At 44.8% G+C, this 17,717-nt stretch carries 20 protein-coding genes and 2 pseudogenes; 7 read left to right on the top strand and 15 right to left on the bottom strand.

Translation table 11 applies throughout. The annotated features are described in order from the left end of the window. The coding region (locus tag BUA78_RS15610) for a transposase (protein ID WP_084082463.1) at positions 1–232 on the top strand (232 nt) is incomplete at its 5' end. 129 nt (positions 233–361) lie between these two features. On the opposite strand, the gene BUA78_RS15605 is transcribed toward BUA78_RS15610, so the two are convergent. The 4 genes from BUA78_RS15605 to BUA78_RS15590 form a co-directional block, all read right to left on the bottom strand. Then, entirely contained in the window at positions 362–868 is a 507-nt protein-coding gene (locus tag BUA78_RS15605; protein WP_072916372.1) for a hypothetical protein, read from the bottom strand. A gap of 100 nt (positions 869–968) precedes the next feature. Further along, positions 969–1,415 carry a (deoxy)nucleoside triphosphate pyrophosphohydrolase gene (locus BUA78_RS15600; protein WP_238456850.1) on the bottom strand — a complete coding sequence of 149 codons (447 nt, stop codon included), beginning with the start codon at positions 1,413–1,415 and terminating at the stop codon, positions 969–971. Next, complete coding sequence (locus BUA78_RS15595; RefSeq protein ID WP_072916371.1) at positions 1,394–2,179, bottom strand: hypothetical protein; 786 nt, start codon at positions 2,177–2,179, stop codon at positions 1,394–1,396. The genes BUA78_RS15600 and BUA78_RS15595 overlap by 22 nt, the downstream gene beginning before the upstream one ends. Before the next feature lie 65 nt (positions 2,180–2,244). After that, a complete protein-coding gene (locus tag BUA78_RS15590; protein ID WP_072916369.1) occupies positions 2,245–2,916 on the bottom strand; it encodes a YczE/YyaS/YitT family protein in 672 nt (223 codons plus the stop codon). Positions 2,917–3,105: 189 nt separating this feature from the next. On the opposite strand from BUA78_RS15590, the gene BUA78_RS15585 reads away from it, so the two are divergent. Beyond that, on the top strand, positions 3,106–4,131 hold the full coding sequence (locus tag BUA78_RS15585; protein WP_072916367.1) for a GGDEF domain-containing protein: 1,026 nt from the start codon (positions 3,106–3,108) through the stop codon (positions 4,129–4,131). A 212-nt stretch (positions 4,132–4,343) separates the two neighbouring features. On the opposite strand, the gene BUA78_RS15580 is transcribed toward BUA78_RS15585, so the two are convergent. The 5 genes from BUA78_RS15580 to BUA78_RS15560 form a co-directional block, all read right to left on the bottom strand. Next, positions 4,344–5,321 (bottom strand): ABC transporter ATP-binding protein, encoded by a 978-nt coding sequence (locus BUA78_RS15580; protein ID WP_175549043.1) that lies wholly within the window; start codon positions 5,319–5,321, stop codon positions 4,344–4,346. Next, a complete protein-coding gene (locus tag BUA78_RS15575) occupies positions 5,321–6,304 on the bottom strand; it encodes an ABC transporter ATP-binding protein (RefSeq protein WP_072916363.1) in 984 nt (327 codons plus the stop codon). The genes BUA78_RS15580 and BUA78_RS15575 overlap by 1 nt, the downstream gene beginning before the upstream one ends. Before the next feature lie 13 nt (positions 6,305–6,317). Further along, positions 6,318–7,208, bottom strand: coding sequence for a nickel transporter permease (gene nikC / locus BUA78_RS15570; RefSeq protein ID WP_072916361.1), 891 nt, complete (start codon positions 7,206–7,208; stop codon positions 6,318–6,320). Between the two features lie 99 nt (positions 7,209–7,307). Continuing rightward, positions 7,308–8,312 carry an ABC transporter permease gene (locus BUA78_RS15565; RefSeq protein WP_072916358.1) on the bottom strand — a complete coding sequence of 335 codons (1,005 nt, stop codon included), beginning with the start codon at positions 8,310–8,312 and terminating at the stop codon, positions 7,308–7,310. A 142-nt stretch (positions 8,313–8,454) separates the two neighbouring features. Then, positions 8,455–10,035 carry an ABC transporter substrate-binding protein gene (locus tag BUA78_RS15560; protein WP_072916356.1) on the bottom strand — a complete coding sequence of 527 codons (1,581 nt, stop codon included), beginning with the start codon at positions 10,033–10,035 and terminating at the stop codon, positions 8,455–8,457. A 268-nt stretch (positions 10,036–10,303) separates the two neighbouring features. Here BUA78_RS15560 and BUA78_RS15555 point away from each other — a divergent pair, with 268 nt between their 5' ends. Both BUA78_RS15555 and BUA78_RS15550 read left to right on the top strand, forming a co-directional pair. Then, positions 10,304–10,453 carry a DUF1540 domain-containing protein gene (locus tag BUA78_RS15555; RefSeq protein WP_072916355.1) on the top strand — a complete coding sequence of 50 codons (150 nt, stop codon included), beginning with the start codon at positions 10,304–10,306 and terminating at the stop codon, positions 10,451–10,453. Between the two features lie 206 nt (positions 10,454–10,659). Beyond that, positions 10,660–11,100 carry a hypothetical protein gene (locus tag BUA78_RS15550; RefSeq protein ID WP_072916352.1) on the top strand — a complete coding sequence of 147 codons (441 nt, stop codon included), beginning with the start codon at positions 10,660–10,662 and terminating at the stop codon, positions 11,098–11,100. Between the two features lie 43 nt (positions 11,101–11,143). On the opposite strand, the gene BUA78_RS15545 is transcribed toward BUA78_RS15550, so the two are convergent. From BUA78_RS15545 to BUA78_RS15535, 4 genes and pseudogenes are all read right to left on the bottom strand, one after another. Beyond that, positions 11,144–11,569, bottom strand: coding sequence for a hypothetical protein (locus BUA78_RS15545; protein ID WP_072916349.1), 426 nt, complete (start codon positions 11,567–11,569; stop codon positions 11,144–11,146). Positions 11,570–11,842: 273 nt separating this feature from the next. Continuing rightward, a pseudogene (locus BUA78_RS21105) lies at positions 11,843–11,944 on the bottom strand (rubredoxin-like domain-containing protein); the annotation flags it as partial. 69 nt (positions 11,945–12,013) lie between these two features. Beyond that, positions 12,014–12,580: pseudogene (locus BUA78_RS15540) on the bottom strand (flavin reductase family protein); the annotation flags it as partial. Between the two features lie 115 nt (positions 12,581–12,695). Next, positions 12,696–13,286: a hypothetical protein gene (locus BUA78_RS15535; RefSeq protein WP_072916344.1), complete on the bottom strand. Its 591-nt coding sequence runs from the start codon at positions 13,284–13,286 to the stop codon at positions 12,696–12,698. A 122-nt stretch (positions 13,287–13,408) separates the two neighbouring features. Between BUA78_RS15535 and rnhA the strand changes: the two genes are divergently transcribed. From rnhA to BUA78_RS20895, 3 genes are all read left to right on the top strand, one after another. Next, positions 13,409–13,873, top strand: a complete 465-nt coding sequence (rnhA, locus tag BUA78_RS15530) for a ribonuclease HI (protein WP_072916342.1) — start codon at positions 13,409–13,411, stop codon at positions 13,871–13,873. A gap of 71 nt (positions 13,874–13,944) precedes the next feature. Continuing rightward, positions 13,945–15,525 carry an oligoendopeptidase F gene (pepF, locus tag BUA78_RS15525; RefSeq protein WP_274377405.1) on the top strand — a complete coding sequence of 527 codons (1,581 nt, stop codon included), beginning with the start codon at positions 13,945–13,947 and terminating at the stop codon, positions 15,523–15,525. Next, positions 15,522–15,731, top strand: a complete 210-nt coding sequence (locus BUA78_RS20895; RefSeq protein WP_274377404.1) for a hypothetical protein — start codon at positions 15,522–15,524, stop codon at positions 15,729–15,731. Before pepF ends, BUA78_RS20895 begins: the two co-directional genes overlap by 4 nt. Positions 15,732–15,770: 39 nt before the next feature. Here the strand turns inward: BUA78_RS20895 and BUA78_RS15520 are convergent, their stop codons facing one another. Next, positions 15,771–16,481 (bottom strand): zinc ribbon domain-containing protein, encoded by a 711-nt coding sequence (locus BUA78_RS15520; protein WP_072916340.1) that lies wholly within the window; start codon positions 16,479–16,481, stop codon positions 15,771–15,773. A 79-nt stretch (positions 16,482–16,560) separates the two neighbouring features. Beyond that, a complete protein-coding gene (locus tag BUA78_RS15515; RefSeq protein WP_072916338.1) occupies positions 16,561–17,679 on the bottom strand; it encodes a Nif3-like dinuclear metal center hexameric protein in 1,119 nt (372 codons plus the stop codon). Between the last annotated feature and the right edge of the window lie 38 nt (positions 17,680–17,717).

Here is a 17,717-nt window from a genome sequence, read left to right as displayed (position 1 = left end):
CTGGGAAGACAGTAAGGAATGGGTTCATAAAAACCGCTTAACGAAATCGGGCAAGATGCTATACAAAAAGAGAAAAGAAACCATAGAAAGAAGCTTTGCAGACGCTAAACAGCTGCACGGCTATCGCTATTGCCGTTTTCGAGGGAAGAAGCATGTCCTAGAGCAGGCATTGATGACAGCAACCTGTCAAAACATAAAAAAGATCGCAAATCATTTGGCTAAGATAGCCTAGAGATTTGTGATCTTTCATTTTTATTAGGAATTTGGTTATTCCGGTTTGGAAATTATCATGCTTTATTCAGTATGGCCAAAAAAATTGGCTAGTTTCTCGACAAACTGAGGCACCCCTTAGGGGGTGCCTTTAGTGATAGGTAGTGGTATCTGATTTTGCTCCCTGCAGGATCAACTGAAGTCTGGACAGTTCTTCGATCGGTTGATTCACTTCCACTAAGTCTTTCACATGCTTGTAGAGTTTTTCCAGACCTAGGTGGACATCGCGAATTAACAGAGCATGGGGCTTGTATTCCCCTCCTTGATCCATTACCAGGGGAGCTCCTTCCTCCAGTTGATTCCAATCACCCAGCAGAACCAAATTTTCTCTTTGGGCAATGAGGTGGATAAATTCCCACATTTCCGAGGAGAAGGCTACAATTAATCCGTCTTCTGCCTCCCAATGTATCTCTAAAACCACCAGATATTCTGCAGTATTAGTAACTACCAAATCCCAAGAAAACCAGTAATCAATTTCTTCCCCGGCATGAAACCGTTCAAATAGCTCGCTCATATCCTCTTTTAAGGTAGGTATTACCACGACCACCGCTATTTCAGATTCCCCAAGAAATTCGGGAAATACTACTTGTTTATGCAAAACAATCGCCCCTTTGAATCCTGTATCTGCAATCTATGATTTTTAACAATTATAGGCATTATACCATAAAAAGCAATTGAAAATCACCACAAGCCCATCCTCAGGGATAGGCTTGTAATTTTTCTACCACGGGTAGATCGGCCTCTGTGAAATCAAAGTCTCGCATCTCTTGGGGAGTAACCCAACGAAAGTCCTGGCAGTCCTTGGTGGAGGGCTGGCTTCCCAGGTAACGGCAGGTATAACACAACAGCAAGATGTGCCGCTCTCCATAGAGGTGGGAAACCACCTCAAAAATTGGACCCACTTCGATCTCCATATCTAATTCTTCTTGGATCTCTCTTTTCAATCCGGCCTTGGGATCTTCGCCAAAGTGTAGTTTACCACCAGGAAACTCCCATTTTAATCCGTGATCGGCCGTTCCCTTACGCTGGGCGATAAGTATTTTCTCTGCTCGCTGAATAATGGCGGCGGTTACAATAATGGTATGCATCTTTCTATTGTGCCACTTTGTCTTTGGTTTTACAACTACCAATGACCCGTTTGCCAACGGGCGGCGATCTCCTTGGCCAGCAACTGGAGGGCAGCAGGTTGATGGAAGTAGGCCAAATGTCCTTTCACTGGATTAAATTTATCCAGCTCGCATTCAAGGTTAGTATCCGGGCTGCAAGCTTCGTAGCTAATCAAATGAGGGCAGGCCACATCAATATGACCGGCTAGGTTGGTCCAATGAGCGTCAGTGGGTCGATGGGTAAGTTTGGTTCTCTTTTGCAGCCATTTGCGAAACCAAAAAATGGGACTGCCCAGGGTAATAAAGTGGTTTATCGGGTACACCAAATCGGGTCTCTGCTGCATGGCACAAAAGGACACCATCGTGCCCAGGCTATAAGCAATTAAGGTAACAGGCCCCGGCAGGTTGACTATGCCCTGGTAAAAACGGTTGTTCACTTGTTGGTAAACTTGTTCATCCAAAATATAGGTAAAAATATCACCAAAGTTATCTGCCACTAAATCAATAAAGTTAGCCAGTGGGCCCCGCCCCAAGCTATCCCTGGTGCTTTCCTCCCGTGCAATTTGACCAAAGAGATCTTTTTGCATTTCCTCTTGAATATCCCGAGTAAAAGGGGAAGTTATTTTTTTCCAGCCATCTCCAGGTTGAGGCACTAAATCGTAATAATAAATACCGCTAAAGTAAACTTCAGCTGGCTGAATTCCTTGTTTTATCAAATAGGGCAACAGTGCATCTGCCCACCTACGCCAATATTCGCGGTTGGTATCATGACCCATACCGTGGATAAAAACAATAGAACCCATGGTTCACACCTTCTTTCCGTGCTACCACAGGTTATGTTTGGCTTTTATGATTGGTGTCAACCGTTTTAACTCTGCACCTCTCTCTTTTGTACCAGACCGGGATTTAGGTGACCCAGGTAATTCATCAGCCACTCATTGCGAGCGCAATTGTTGAAGAAATTCATGGAAATTTCAGTTGCCCAACCAATGCACAGAGAGAAAATCAGAGTACCTATGCCTACAGGACCGCCCAGGAAAAAGCCTAGGCTAACCACCACCAACTCGATAGCGGTTCTGACTACACCGATTCGCCAGCCGGTGATTTTATGCAAGCCCATCATGAGGCTATCCCGAGGCCCAGTCCCCATTCTGGCTGAGATATACATACCAGTTGCAAAGCCACAGCCCATTACACCAATAAGCAGGTAGATGACCCGTACGACATAAGATTCGTAGCTAGGAATCCAACCTTGGTTAATAATCAGATCAACAAAGACCCCGATAAAGATCATATTTAGGATGGTAGCAAGACTTGGTTTTACTCCCATCGGGTAAGCCACCAGAATACAAAGTAAACCCGCGCCAATCATGATTTGGCCAAAGGTAAAGGGTAGATAGCCGGTTAACCCCATATGTAATACATCCCAGGGGCTAATCCCCAGATACCCCTCAACAATAAAAACAAGGGACAAGCCGTAAAGAAAAAGCCCCAGCATTAACCAGGACAATTGAAGCAGGTGAAAAATTGTCTTTTTCATAAATTGCCTCCTTGATTGATTCGCTAAATAAATTTTAGTATATAACCGCCCAAAAGTAAATTCACGTCGGTTAATCTTACTTTAAATCCTCCTTGGCAGATATAAAATCGACATTAATTAGTATAAAATTACAAGGAGAATTCTAGCTCTAGCTAGAATTATAAATTACTAACACTTTGGAGGCAAAACATGTTAGAACATCAAAACATGTTAGCTAAATATAAAGAGCTTTTAAAAATCAACGAAAAGCTTACCCAATTGCATTGGATTGTGGCACAGGTGGCTGGAGAAACCGATCTAAACACCATGCACAATTTAATTCTCAATGGTTTCATGCAAATTGCAGAGGTTCCCGGTTGCCATTTTATCCTTTTGGACGATAATGGCATACCATTCCAAACAGTTAAAAGAAGTATTGAGGATAATCCCTTTGTGTCTTGTGAGGCCTATCAAAAAATTTTTAGTCAGATAAATACCATTGGCAACCAGAATTTGTTGTTACCCCACTCTCACTTTTGTAATAATTGTTCAGGTGAGTGTGGCTTAGCTATGCTGCAGATCCTGCCCCTGCATAATAAACATGGTAACCCACTGGCAGTCCTGTTAGCCCAACATCTAAACCATCCTACGATTAACGATGAAACCCAAATGATTCTGGAATTATTTACTATTCAGGTGAGTTTGGCTTTAGAAAATGCCATGTTGAATAAAAAGTTTGAAAACCTCTCCATTACAGACGCATTAACCGGTTTATATAACCACCGTTATTTTGCCGAAAGATTGCAAAAAGAAGTAAGCCTATGTAGTTGTATGCCCAAAGAATTATGTCTAATTATGCTGGATGTTGATAAATTTAAAAACTACAACGATAGCTTTGGTCACCCGGCAGGAGATCGGGTGTTAAAAACTATGAGCAAAACCTTTACCCAAACGATTCGCCCCATGGATGTGGTGGCTCGTTATGGTGGAGAGGAATTCGCCTTTATTCTGCCTAACACCAGCCCCCAAGAGGGAATTCATCTGGCCGAAAAAATTCGCTGTGCCGTTGCAAACACGGATTTTGCCTACCGTCCGATCACGGCTTCCCTGGGAGTTGCCCACTATCCTGCCCATACACCTCATAGTATTGAACTGCTGAAATTGGCGGATAAAGCCTTGTATCAGGCAAAGGCAAACGGACGCAACCGGGTGGTTGTGGCTTCGGATATAGAATAGCCGTCGGCCATTTGTAGGGGCTGTTGCATAATAAATTGATGATGCGCAATTTTGGAGTTAGACTTTTGGTAGCAGTTCATTCGGACGAGCAAAGCTCGCCCCTACTGGACCAAAAGACAGTCTTGCAAAATAGAGCCTAAGGCTTATGGCCTATAGCTAAAAAAGGGAGTGCCGCTTACTACATAAAAGTAGTTTTGCACACTCCCTTCTTGCTATTCTATCTCCGACTCCACCAAGTGGCAGGCCACCCAATGGCCGGGTTTGATCCGCTTAAAGATTGGCTCGTGGTGATTACAAATATCCTGGGCACAGTAGCAACGAGTGTGGAAGCGACAACCCTGGGGCGGGTTGACCGGGCTTGGCACATCGCCGTTTAAAATAATTCGTTCCTTCTTGGCTCGTGGATCCGGGATAGGAACGGCTGAGAGCAGTGCTTTGCTATAGGGATGGAGAGGATTGCTATATAACTCTTCATCCCCGGCCAGTTCTACCATTTTACCCAGGTACATGACACCAATGCGGTTACTAACGTGTTTTACTGCATTAAGTCCGTGAGCAATAAATAGGTAGGTTAAACCGAATTCCTGCTGCAAATCCTTTAAAAGATTGAGCACCTGTGACTGGATGGATACATCCAGAGCAGAAACCGGCTCATCACAAATTATGAGCTTAGGATTTAAGGCCAATGCCCTGGCAATACCTACCCGTTGTCGCTGACCGCCGCTAAATTCGTGCGGGTATCTCCGAGCGTGGTAAGCTGCCAGTCCCACACAGGACAACAGGTGTTCCACCTTCTTTTGCACTTCCGGACCATGGGCCAATTTATAAAGCCGTATGGGTTCGGCAATGATGTCACCCACTGACATACGAGGATTTAGTGAGGCATAGGGATCTTGAAAGATAATTTGCATGTCCTTACGCAGCGCTCTCATTTCGGAAGCAGATGCCTCAAAGACATTTTTACCCGCAAACTCTACCTTACCGGCCGTCGGTTCTAAAAGTCGTAAAATAAGGCGTCCCGTGGTGGATTTGCCGCAACCGCTCTCGCCTACCAATCCCAGGGTCTCCCCCTGCCGAATATCAAAGCTTAGGCCATCCACTGCTTTTACCTGGCTAACCTCTTTGCTAAACATTCCTTTGTTAACAGGAAAATATTTTGTGAGATTACTAATATGCACCAGTGTGGACACTATTCTCCACCCCCTTCGTAGAGCCAGCAACTCACCCTGCGTCCCGGTGAAATTTCTCGTAGCATCGGCCGCTCCATATGGCAGCGTGGCTGCGCTTCCGGGCAGCGGGGGGCAAAGGCACATCCTGCAGGCAGGTGAGTTAAAGGGGGTACCATGCCATCGATCATATAAAGTTTTTCCTGAGTGCTGTTGACATGGGGAATGGATTTTAACAGCCCCTTGGTATAAGGGTGTAAAGGTTTGTCAAACAACTCCAAAACAGTGGATTCTTCCACCAGCTTACCGCAATACATTACCACCGCCCGGTCTGCCACCTCGGCTACCACAGCTAAATCATGCGTAATCATGATGATGGCGGTGCCCATTTGTTCCTTTAGTTCTAACATCAGATCCAAAATTTGGGCCTGAATGGTCACATCCAGGGCAGTGGTTGGTTCATCAGCAATGAGTAGTTCCGGTCGGCAGCAAAGTGCCATCGCAATCATCACCCGCTGACGCATACCACCACTCATTTGGTGAGGAAAATCGTGAACTCTTTTTTCTGGCGAAGGAATACCTGTTAACCGCAGCATCTCGATGCTCTTTTCCAGAGCATCCTTTTTATTTAATCCCTGGTGGATCATTAAAGATTCAGAAATTTGATACCCTACCCGAAAGACCGGGTTCAAAGATGTCATAGGCTCCTGAAAAATCATAGAAATTCGGTTGCCCCGGATATCTCGCATTTCTTTCTCGGTCTTCCTTAACAGGTCTTGCCCATTAAACAATATTTCTCCCCCGACAATCTTTCCAGGGGGGTTAGGAATCAGCCGCATAATGGATGTGGCAGTAATACTCTTACCGCTGCCGGACTCCCCTACCACCGCCAGGGTTTCACCCCTGTTCAGGTGAAAACTCACGCCATCTACAGCAGGCACCACACCATCCTCTAGGAAAAAGTGGGTTTTCAAATCCTTTACCTGTAATAATGTCTCTGTTGTCATGTACACCCACCTCCTAGCGACGCAACCGCGGATCTAATGCGTCCCTGAGACCATCGCCCAGCAGGTTGAAGGCCATTACCGTTAAGGTAATTGCAATACCAGGGAAAAACACCAGATGCGGTGCATTAAACAGATAACCACGCCCGCTGCCTAACATGGTCCCCCACTCGGCAAAGGGTGGCGCAACACCGAGACCTAGGAAACCCAAGGCAGAGGTTTCCAGAATCGCTGTGGAAATGCCCAGAGTAGCCCGTACAATAATGGGAGCCATGACATTGGGCAAGATATGCTTAAAGATAATCTGAAAATCGTTATTTCCAATGGCCCGGGCGGCCTGCACATATTCGTTCTCTTTAACGGATAACACAGATCCTCGAACAATCCTGGCAAACTCCGGGATAGACACAATCCCAATGGCAATGATGGCATTTTCTACCCCTCGGCCCAACACCGCCATTAGAGCAATGGCCAACAAGATAGAGGGGAATGCCAGCATAATATCCATAAAACGCATAATGATGATGTCAATACGACCACCGTAATACCCGGCTATCGATCCCACCACCATACCAACGGATAGGGCAATGCCTACAGCGATGAGGCCAACGCGTAGGGAGATTCTGGCTCCATAGATGATGCGGCTAAGAATATCCCGCCCCAATTCATCATTACCCAATAGGTGTTCACCACTGGGGCTAGACAAAGCCTTTGGCATATCACTAAAGTAGGGATCGTAGGGTGCTACCAAGGGAGCAAAGATGGCCACCAAGGACAGCGTGACTAAAAACACCAAGCTGACCATCGCTAGTTTATTTTTTCGCAACCGACGCCAGAAATCGACTATCGGAGAGTAGGTCGGTTCCGCAGCTTCCTGAACCGGCACAGATGCTTGAGCTTGCAGCATGAGAAAGCGTCCTTTCTTATGGGGATTTCTTTGGGGTCAGTCTAGGCCTTTGGTTTAAAAAATTTCTTGAAAGGCCTATAGCTCAGGGCTTATGACCAATTAAGAATACTTAATTCTTGGATCAAGGAATGCATAAAGCACGTCGACGATCAGGTTCACTACCACGAAAACCGTGGCTACCATGATGACACCACCTTGCACCACTGGGAAATCACCCGCTAGGATAGCGTTTACTACAAAGCTGCCGATGCCAGGCCAAGAGAATACGGTTTCTGTTAACACTGCGCCGCCCAGGAGAGAACCCATTTGTAAACCAATAACGGTGATTACCGGGATCAGAGCATTGCGTAGGGCGTGCTTAAAGACCACTACGGATTCAACCAGACCTTTGGAACGAGCGGTACGAATATAATCCTGTCGAATAACCTCCAACATCGTGGAGCGGGTCATCCGGGCAATGATGGCCATGGAGTAGGATGCCAGTGCCACCGCCGGTAAAATCAAGTGGCTAACCGCAGACTTAAAGGCTTCCCAATTCCCGGTCAGTAAACTATCAATCAGGTAGAAATGAGTGATGGTGGACGGTTCCATACCCACCGCGATACGACCTGACACTGGCAGCCAGCCAAGGGTAACAGAGAAGAAAATAATTAGCATAAGGCCTAGCCAGAAGATGGGCATGGAAACACCCAACAGGGCACCCACCATGCTTAGGTAGTCGAAAAGGGAGTATTGCTTAACAGCAGAGATAACGCCCACTGTTACACCCACCACAGTGGCTATGAGCATAGCTGCAAAGGCCAGTTCAATGGTGGCAGGAAAGCGTGTCAATAATTCATCGGTAACTGCTGAACGGGTCATTAAGGAAGTGCCAAAATCACCCTGCAGTATTTGGCTGAGAAATATACCAAATTGAACGTATAATGGTTTGTTAAAACCCAATGATTCTCGAAGGGCTTCCACCTGTTCTTTCGTGGCGTGCTGGCCTAGCATCATAGCCGCCGGGTCTGCAGTAAACAGATGCAGTACTAAAAAAACAAACAGGCTAACCCCAAAGAGCACCGGGATAAGAAGTAATAGTCTCTTGACTATATATTTAAGCATAACATTTCCCTCTCTTCTATTTCAGGGGGTAATTAAATACAAATTCTTCCTCTTAGTTGTAAACATGAAGACACGAATATGGCCCTGGGCCATATTCGTGTTTTTAAAAGGTAGTTCAGAATACTTACGATATCGATATCAATTACTTGATATCAACATTATGGAAGTAAATAACACCTACGGGATGTAGATCAAAGCCTTCTACATTCTTGCTCACCGCAGCCATATCTTTACTGTGACCTAAGAATACCCAGGGAGCTTCATCTTGAACGATCTTTTGCAGCTCGCTGTAAGCAGCGTTACGCTCTTCTTGTTTCTGAGCGGTACGAGCTTTCACCAACAGTTCGTCCACTTTCTTGTTAGAGTACTTAGCAGCGTTGAGGGTACTCTTAATTTCTTTAGTTTCCAGCAAAGATAGGAAGTTATCCGGGTCACCGTTATCACCGATCCAGCCATAGAGCATAAAGTCGCCGGCTTCAACGATTTCGGGTGTGTAAATTTCCTTATATTCTTTCCAAGGATAGGTCTTAATTTCTGCTTCAATACCTACTTTACGCAGGTCAGCCTGGATAGCAGCAGCTAATTTATCGCCACCCACTGGGTTGTAAGGGCGAACGTTGGAGTAAGTTAGCAGAGTTACTTTTAAACCATTGGCATAACCAGCTTCCGCTAGTAACTGCTTCGCTTTTTCGGGATTATACTCAGGAGCTTGTAAGCTCTTATCGTGACCGGGCATAAAGGAAGGCAATACACTGTTGGGCAGTTCTGCCAAGCCCTGGTACAAGAAGTTGATCAGGTTCTCACGATTGATCGCATGGCTTACAGCCAAACGCAGTTTAGGATCGTTAAAGGGCTTCTTATTGCAGAAGAAACCTAAATAGTTGATGTTCATACCGGGGTTTTTAATAACGCTCAGTCCGGCATCTTCCAACATCTTCACATCGTTAGGATCTAAGCCATTCATGGCTTGGATGGAACCGGTTCTTAACTCACTGGCACGTACGGAGTTTTCTTTAATAAACTTGTACACCAGTTTGTCAAGTTTGGGAGCACCGTCCCAGTATTCCTTGTTGGCTTCCAGGACAATTTGTTCACCCTTTTTCCATTGTACGAACTTGAAAGGACCTGTGCCTACAGGATTTTCAATAAATTTATCACCATATTTTTCAACAGCAGCGGGGCTTACAATGGGAGCCGCCAGTGCCATTGCCAAGTTGGCTAGGAAAGGAGCATAGGGTTCACTCAAGACAAATTTAACGGTATAATCGTCAACCTTTTCTACCTTTTCTACGGGACCAAAGGTAAAGGAAGCATAGGGCATAGCGTCGGTACGCTGGGGAGGCAATTGTCGACTAACGCTAAAGACCACTGCATCTGCATTAAAAGGAGTACCATCATGGAATTTAACCCCTTGGCGGAGTTTAAAGGTCCACTCTTTACCATCCGCAGAGGGACTCCACTCAGTAGCCAGAGCGGGTTCAATTTCAGTACTGCCTGTTTTGTAACGAACAAGTCCATCATAAATATTAACAATGGGATTGGCGGATTCACCGTCATCCACAAAGGCGGGGTCTAATCCCCGGGGATCAGCACCTTGACCAAAAACAAAAACTTTCGGTTTAGCAGTTTGGGCAGCTTTTTCTTTGTCGCCACCACAGCCAACCAGTGCCAGTGCCAGCAAGGATACCAGCATTAGCAACAGAATACTTCTCTTGCGAAGCATCAATTGACATCTCCTCTCCCTAAATCACTTCTCAATTACCCAGTGTACCCTCTCCTCTAGCAAAAGTCTACTGGGTATGTTAACTAATATTTTTCTGCAAAAAATTCAATTTTCCTTTAAATACAGAAGATTATTTTGTATACTTGTCGGACATCAATTGATAAATTATATAATAAATTGTATAATTATACAGTTGGCCTAAATTAAATGAATGGTATCTTCCCGCTTGGGTACAATAAAGTTATCCTGATACGGGGAGGTGAAATAAATGGCCAACATTAAATGTAGTGTAACTGAGTGTGCATATAACTCTAACGTTATGTGTGATGCCCCCATGATTCAGGTGAATCACTGCGGGTCTGAGGAGTCTAATACCTCTGAAGAAACACAATGCGATACCTTCAAGCCAAAGCAATAAATTTCCGAGAGCCGGTAAAAAAATAACCGGCTCTTTTTCACTTTCAGAAAATATAAAATTTCTATTGATGAAAATAAAAGAAAAACTAAGGCTTCCGCCGGTGTCTAAAGACTTGGCGCAAGCCAAGTTTTTCTTTTATCTTTTGGCACCATTTTACAATCTTCTCAATACAATATAGCAAATCCTTATAGGAGGTTTGATATTGTATGAGTGAACAGATGGAGACTATGGGTATGATGAACCCAAACCACCCCTCTGGTATGGTAGCTCCCACCTTTCTACAGCGCCTTTGCCAATTATTGCGTCAACGGGTAAATGTGTACCTTAACTGCCAAGGATGCACTGCCCCGCTAACCGGTACCCTGCATGCGGTTGGTCAGGATTATTTGGAGCTTCATAACGGTACTGAGGCCAATGGTCAGGTAACCGTTGTTCCCCTCTGGAATGTCTGTGCAGTTAATGTTGCCGGTACCATGGATCAGATTTGCCCGGCCCCTACCCCTTATCCCGGAACTGTTAGCCCCGGTATGGGTGAAATGCCCGGCTGCCCTAAACCCGGCTGCCCCAAGCAGGGCGGAAATACGATGGGTGGTTACATGCCTGGCAATCCCTATTTTGGCATGGATGTTAAAAAAGACGAAGAATAATGCCTATAAAATCATAAAAATAAGCCGTCTCCCAAAGGACGGCTTATTTTTGTGTTATCGGTTTTTCTAATGATCGTAAGGTGATAATTTTGGCTTCGGAGCTAATCTGGGGAAGTTCTGTTTCACCGTATTCAAAGGTACTGTCAAAACTCAAAGTTTGCCCCGGTTCCAAGCGTTTTCCCTGGGCAAGTGTCAGAAGCCTACTATCAAACACCCCGGCATCACCATTCAGAATAACCTGGGCCTCAATAGCGGTTACGGGATACTCAGAGGTGTTCTTAACAAGTCCGGTTACCCTTAACCAACTACTTTCCTGATGACTGACCAAAGAATCAATCTTCACCTTGCTGATAACAGTTTCTACCTTTACAGGTTGTTGTGTTTCAGTTTTCTTGACAAGATTACAACCCGGCAAGCATAACACGATGATTAGTAAAAAAGCCAATAGAATTATTTTGGTATTTCTCACCAAAATCCCCCCCGATATTATCATATCATAACAAATGTACCACGGGGAGATTTTTGTAGGGTATTTGCTAGCTTATTTAAAATTCCTCGGATGGTAGTAGGGAGTTAAACCACTGAAGGCCCCATGTTGATGCATCATCCCATTAAGGTGACGCTGGTTGGTGAGATACAATGCCCTCCCAGAATATTTTCGACGCAGATTCATGCTCTGTCACCTCCCGCACCCATTACCTTAGTTTAACCAAGGTATGTGGGTACAATGTAGGCACAGTTACAATTTTTCAAACTCATCAGGCCCTACACCACAGACTGGACAAACATCAGGCGGTTGTTGGCCTTCATGGATATAACCACATACCTTGCAGCGCCACCGGATATCCCCCTCGGGAACCGGAGTTGCTGCCGGTTTATTTTTAATCTGATGGTACAGTGAGTAGGTCATAGGTTCACCGGCACCCTTTGCCTGGGCACAAGCAGCTTCCCCGATGAACAGGGTATGGGTTCCCATATCCATGCTGCCCACCACTCGACACTCCAAGGCAGCAAGGCAATCTTGCAAAAGAGGTGCTCCGGTGCTTCCTATTTGGTACGTAACATCAGAAAACTTATCCACATCTTTGCCAGAGCGGAAGCCGAAGTGTTTTACCAACTCCAAACCACTGGTATCCAATATGCTTACAGAAAATACCTGACTGTCTTTGATATACTCATGGGTCAGGTTATTTTTGTTAATACCGACGGCAATTTTCACTGGGTCTGAGGTTATTTGAAATACACTATTGGCACACTGACCATTAATTTTATCGCCCTTGCGGGAGGAAACAATATATAAGCCATAGCTAATGTGACGGAGTGCCTTCTTAATGGCTTCCTGGCATTCTGTATTCCCTGCTTCTTGTACTTCTTCCACCTTTTCAAAATGTGTTTTATCCACCCCGCATAGCGGGCAAATTTCCGGTGGTTCTGCTCCTTCATGGATGTAACCGCAAACGGTGCAACGCCACTTGATCATTAGAGTCCCTCCTCAAAGCTAATTCCATTTATGGACATATTACCATATTTTTCAGTTTAGTATGTGTCGGATAAATGAAAAATAGCTTACAATTATATTTTTGGATAGGTCAATTCTAATGATAGGCTGCCCTCTTCTTTCTCCATCTAAGCAGGAACATAATTGGCAGGACAACAACTAAAACTAAAATCAAGGTAGAGACTGTATTGGCAACAGGATCTGCCGACCAATAATCACCCACGCCAGGTGTATAGATACCATCCTGTGCCACTTGGGCATCATTCTGACTGCTTTGAGTTTCTCCGCTTTGTGCCGCAGCAGGCTGGCTATGGCCAAAACTGTTCATAAGAAACATCCACATCCAAAAATTACCTGAGAAGGGTGAAAAGGATGGTCTGAAACCAGCCAGATTAGAACGGGCAAAGTTTGTTCCAGCACCCGTTGAGCTGCTCTGTGCTACTTTGCTGGCAGGCAAATTGGTATAAGGAATTTTATCCCCTGTTTCAGAAGTGGTTGTGCCTTTGGGATCGGCTTTATCTGTGGTTTTACCAGAATTAGACGGTGCCGTTGTAGGATTCGTCGTGGTCGTTTTGGGTTTGGAAAAACCACCGGATTTAAAGCCACCACCAGCCTTTTTAGCCAAGGCTGGACTGGTTACCAGAAAAACCAGACAAAGAACCAATATAATTGAAGTTAATTTTTTCATATCATCACCTCCCGTTTATCATACCATGGCTTTTAACGATTGCCAAAGACATGGTATAATTAATTTCACATTAATGGAAAATAGTACCATGCCATAAAAAATAAAGGAAATGGGGAGCTAAAATGGATACGTTAAAAGAAGTAACCATCTATACGGACGGAGCCTGTTCCGGAAATCCGGGACCTGGTGGCTATGGTGTGGTAATGATTTACAAAGACCAGCGGAAGGAGCTTTCTGCGGGTTTTCAAAACACTACCAACAACCGTATGGAATTGTTGGGTGCCATTGCAGGGCTTGAACATCTAAAGGAAAGCTGTAACGTTACTCTCTACACAGACTCTCAGTATTTAGTCAATGCCGTAGAAAAGGGCTGGGCTAAAAAATGGCGGGCCAATGGTTGGATGCGCAACAAAAAAGAACCTGCCCTAAACTCTGATCTCTGGGAAAGAATTCTACAGTTACTTGATCACCACCGAGTAAAGTTCATTTGGGTAAAAGGTCATGCGGGTAACCCAGAAAACGAACGTTGCGACCGTTTGGCAGTGGAAGCCGCAAAACAGCCAAACCTTCCCATGGATATTCGATGATGGTTACTTTATGGTGATAATTTCCGAAATTGACATACTATATTACAAATTAAAAGATAGGAGGTTTTGTTTTGAACAGTAATATTAAAAATCGGGATGAGATAGAAGAACAGTCTAAGTGGAATCTTAATTCCATGTACCAAAGCTCCGAGGAAGTGCTGAAGGATCTGGCCCTCGTCAAGGAACTGTTAGAAAAATTCACAGGCTACCAGGGAAAACTAACGAATCAGGATACCCTTTTAGAGGCTTTATTGCTGCAAGACCGGATGGATCAAATTGTCGAGAAAAGTTACAGCTATTCTCATATGAAGCTGGATGAAGACAACACCAACACAAAATCTCTGGCCCTCTTTGATCAGGTGAGGAGTCTTTATATCCTTTATAGCGAAGGAACCAGTTTCTTTATTCCAGAATTAATGAAGCTGGACTTGGCCACCTTGCAAGGCTTTGCTGACGATGCGAAGTTTAAAGATTATCGGCATTTCATTCAGGAAATAAGCCGTAATAAAGAACATACCCTGTCCGATATTGAAGAGAAACTCCTGTCCTCCTTTGGCGAGCTGGCTGGTGCACCCAAGAGCATTTTTCAAACCCTCAACAATGCAGATTTAAAGTTCGGTGAGGTACCGAGTGAAGAGGGCCCGCCGATTGAACTGACTCACGGCCGCTACCAAAGTTTGATCCAAAGCAATAGCCGGGAAGTCAGAAAGACTGCCTATAATGAGTTGTATCGTGTTTACAAAGACTTTAAGAATACCATTGCCCAAACCTACATCAACTCAGTAAAAAAGGATTGCCTTTATGCCCGCCTGAGAAAATTTAGTGGCGCTTTAGCAGCCAGCACCCACTCGGACAACGTTGATGTAGCGGTATACAATAATTTGATTACCACCGTCCATAACAACATTGGCCTACTGCATGAGTATGTCAATTTTCGCAAGCAAGTGATGGATCTGCCGGAGCTTAGGATGTATGATTTGTATGTGCCGCTGGTAACGGAATTAAAGAAAACCTATCCTTATCAGGAAGCTGTTACATTGGTTCTGCAGGGCCTGCAAAAATTGGGCAACCAATATGTTAGCGACTTGCAGCAGGGGTTGGCAAACGGTTGGGTGGACATCTATGAAAGCAAAGGGAAAACCTCGGGAGCTTATTCCACCGGTGCCTACGGTTACCACCCTTATATTTTGTTAAACTACCATGGCACCCTAAATGATGTGTTTACCTTAGCCCATGAGGCCGGTCACGCCATGCACACTTTCTACTCACACAAAAACCAACCCTATCGCAATGCCAGCTATACCATCTTTGTAGCTGAGGTAGCATCTACCCTAAATGAAAGTCTGCTAATGCATGCTTTGTTGGATAAAACCACCGATGAAAAGGAAAAATTATACCTTTTAAATTACAATCTGGAGCAGGTACGCACCACAGTCTTCCGGCAAACCATGTTTGCGGAATTTGAAAAAATCACCCACGAAAAGGTGGAGCAAGGCATCAGCCTAACACCGGACGCCCTCAGTGAGATTTACTATGACTTGAACAAATTCTATTATCAGGGAGTACAAATGGATGATCAAATCTCCCTGGAATGGACCCGTATTCCACATTTTATAACGCCTTTTATGTCTACAAATATGCCACCGGCATGAGTGCAGCGGTGGCCCTGGCCAACGGTATCCTCCAAGGTGGTCAGACGGAGCTTGCTAAATACTTAGAATTTCTGTCCAGCGGTGGTAAGGATTATCCCATTAACCTCTTGAAGAAAGCCGGTGTGGATATGGAAACTCCGCAGCCGGTGGAGGCCTGCCTAAACTCCTTTAAGGAGAATTTACAGGCAGCTGCGAAGCTAGTGTAAAATAACTTATGAAATAACTATAACTTCTCCACGAGAGAGCTAGACCGGGTCCCAAAGTAGGAGGCGGCCGCAATGGTTGCAATGCACAACTCCATCCGGGGTTTTCAGTTGTTTTATCTTATCAAAGGAGATTCCCAGGTGGCAGCCGGAGCAAGTGTCCTTAGTAACCCGACCCACGGGGCGGCGATGTTTTTTCTGTAACTGCCGAAAAAGTTCTAATTCCTCTGTCCCGATTTCCTGAATTAACTCTGTAATTTCACGGGCTAAATCTGTAGCCCGTGTTTTTATTTCTTCTTTTTGCTGTAAATAGTTCTCGTGTAAGGTTTTGTATTGGGCGGTGATAGTGGTAAGTTGCTGTTTCTTCTCTTCCCATATCCCTTTGATGTCTTCCCGCTGCTGCATCACCTCCAGTTGCTTGTCCTCAGAACTGGTAAACTCTTCATTTAATTTTGCCAATCTTTGCTGATAATTTTTAATCTCTTTGCTTTGCAAGGAACCATCATAAATTTTTTCATTCAGTTGACCTTGTTTTTCTTTACATTCTACCCCTGCTCGTTCTAAGCTGTTGACCTCTTCTTTGGCCCTTTGATACTGGCTTTTTAAGTCTTTAAGCTGGCTCTGTAATACTTCAATCTCCTGTTTCAATGATTTTAGCTGCTTCACCAAGGATGGATCCACTATCTGCAACTTTTGTTTTTCTTGCTGCTCCTCTAACAGTTGTAACTCCCACAGTTTACGAACCTTTGCCATACAACCACTCCTCTTTGAAAATAGAATAAGTTACGTAAAAAAAGAAAAATAAAAAGAAAGGAGAGACCTTTCTCCTTTCCTAAATATACATAAACGGATCAGATTGACGTTTAGTAAGCATGAACTCAACAGCCAAATCTCTGGCCTGAGAGGCTTGTTCTAACTGATTTTGTAATTGGGGCAAAATAAGATGTTCGGTTGCAAAATGTCCTGCATCAATAAAGCTAATCCCCGCTGTCAGCATGTCCTGAGCAGTATGATATTTAATATCGCCGGTAATGAGCACCTCTGCTCCTTTCGCGGCAGCAACCGACCAAAGTTCGGATCCCGAGCCACCACAAACAGCCACCCGACGGACATCCCGCCACATACCGCCGCCTACCTTCACGGTAGCCAAGCCAAGGGCTTCTTTGACATAAATAATGAGATCGGCAAAACTCATGGTTTCTTTTAATTCACCAATTCTACCCAATCCCTGGGAGTTTTTGTGGTTCTCCAATGGATACAGGTCGTAAGCCACTTCCTCATAGGGATGGGCCTCCAGCATAGCGTTTAGTACAGTTTTCAGTTTGTGGCCAGGCACAATGGTCTCCAGTTTGATTTCGTCCACCCGTTCCACTTGACCTTGCCGTCCCTTAAAAGGGTTGGTGCCCTCCAATGGGCGAAAGCTTCCACTGCCTGTCGTTTGGAAAGTACAATCACTATACTTGCCAATCCAGCCTGCTCCTGCTTGACAGATAGCCTGACGAACTGCTTCAGCTTGTTCCACGGGAACAAAAACTGCCAGTTTTAGATATCTTTCCCCCTTTGAGGGATGCATGATTTCTAACTTTTCCAATCCCAACCGGCGGGCTAAAATAGTGTTCACTCCATCAATTGCACTGTCTAAGTTGGTATGAGCAGCATAGACTCCGATATTATGCTGAATTAATTCGGCAATCAATGCCCCCCTAGGTTCATCCAACCGAATGTTTTTAATGCCCTTCATCAACATAGGGTGATGGCAGATAATTAGATTGGCGTTTTTTTCTTGGGCCTCCCGTACAACCACGGCATCTACATCCAAAGCCAACAGAACTTTACTAACTTCTGCCCGTGGGTTGCCAATTTGCCAACCACTGTTATCCCATTCCTCGGCCAGCCAACGGGGTGCCATTTCTTCTACTAGGTTCGTAATTTCTTGGGCGATTACCGTCAATCTAACCTCCCCTTTCTTTCACAACAAACCATAAAGTC

The sequence above is a fragment of the Desulforamulus aeronauticus DSM 10349 genome (assembly GCF_900142375.1).
Lineage (GTDB): Bacteria > Bacillota > Desulfotomaculia > Desulfotomaculales > Desulfotomaculaceae > Desulfotomaculum > Desulfotomaculum aeronauticum.
The sequence above is the reverse complement of the archived record's forward strand: the minus strand, read 5'-3'. Positions and strand labels throughout refer to the sequence as shown.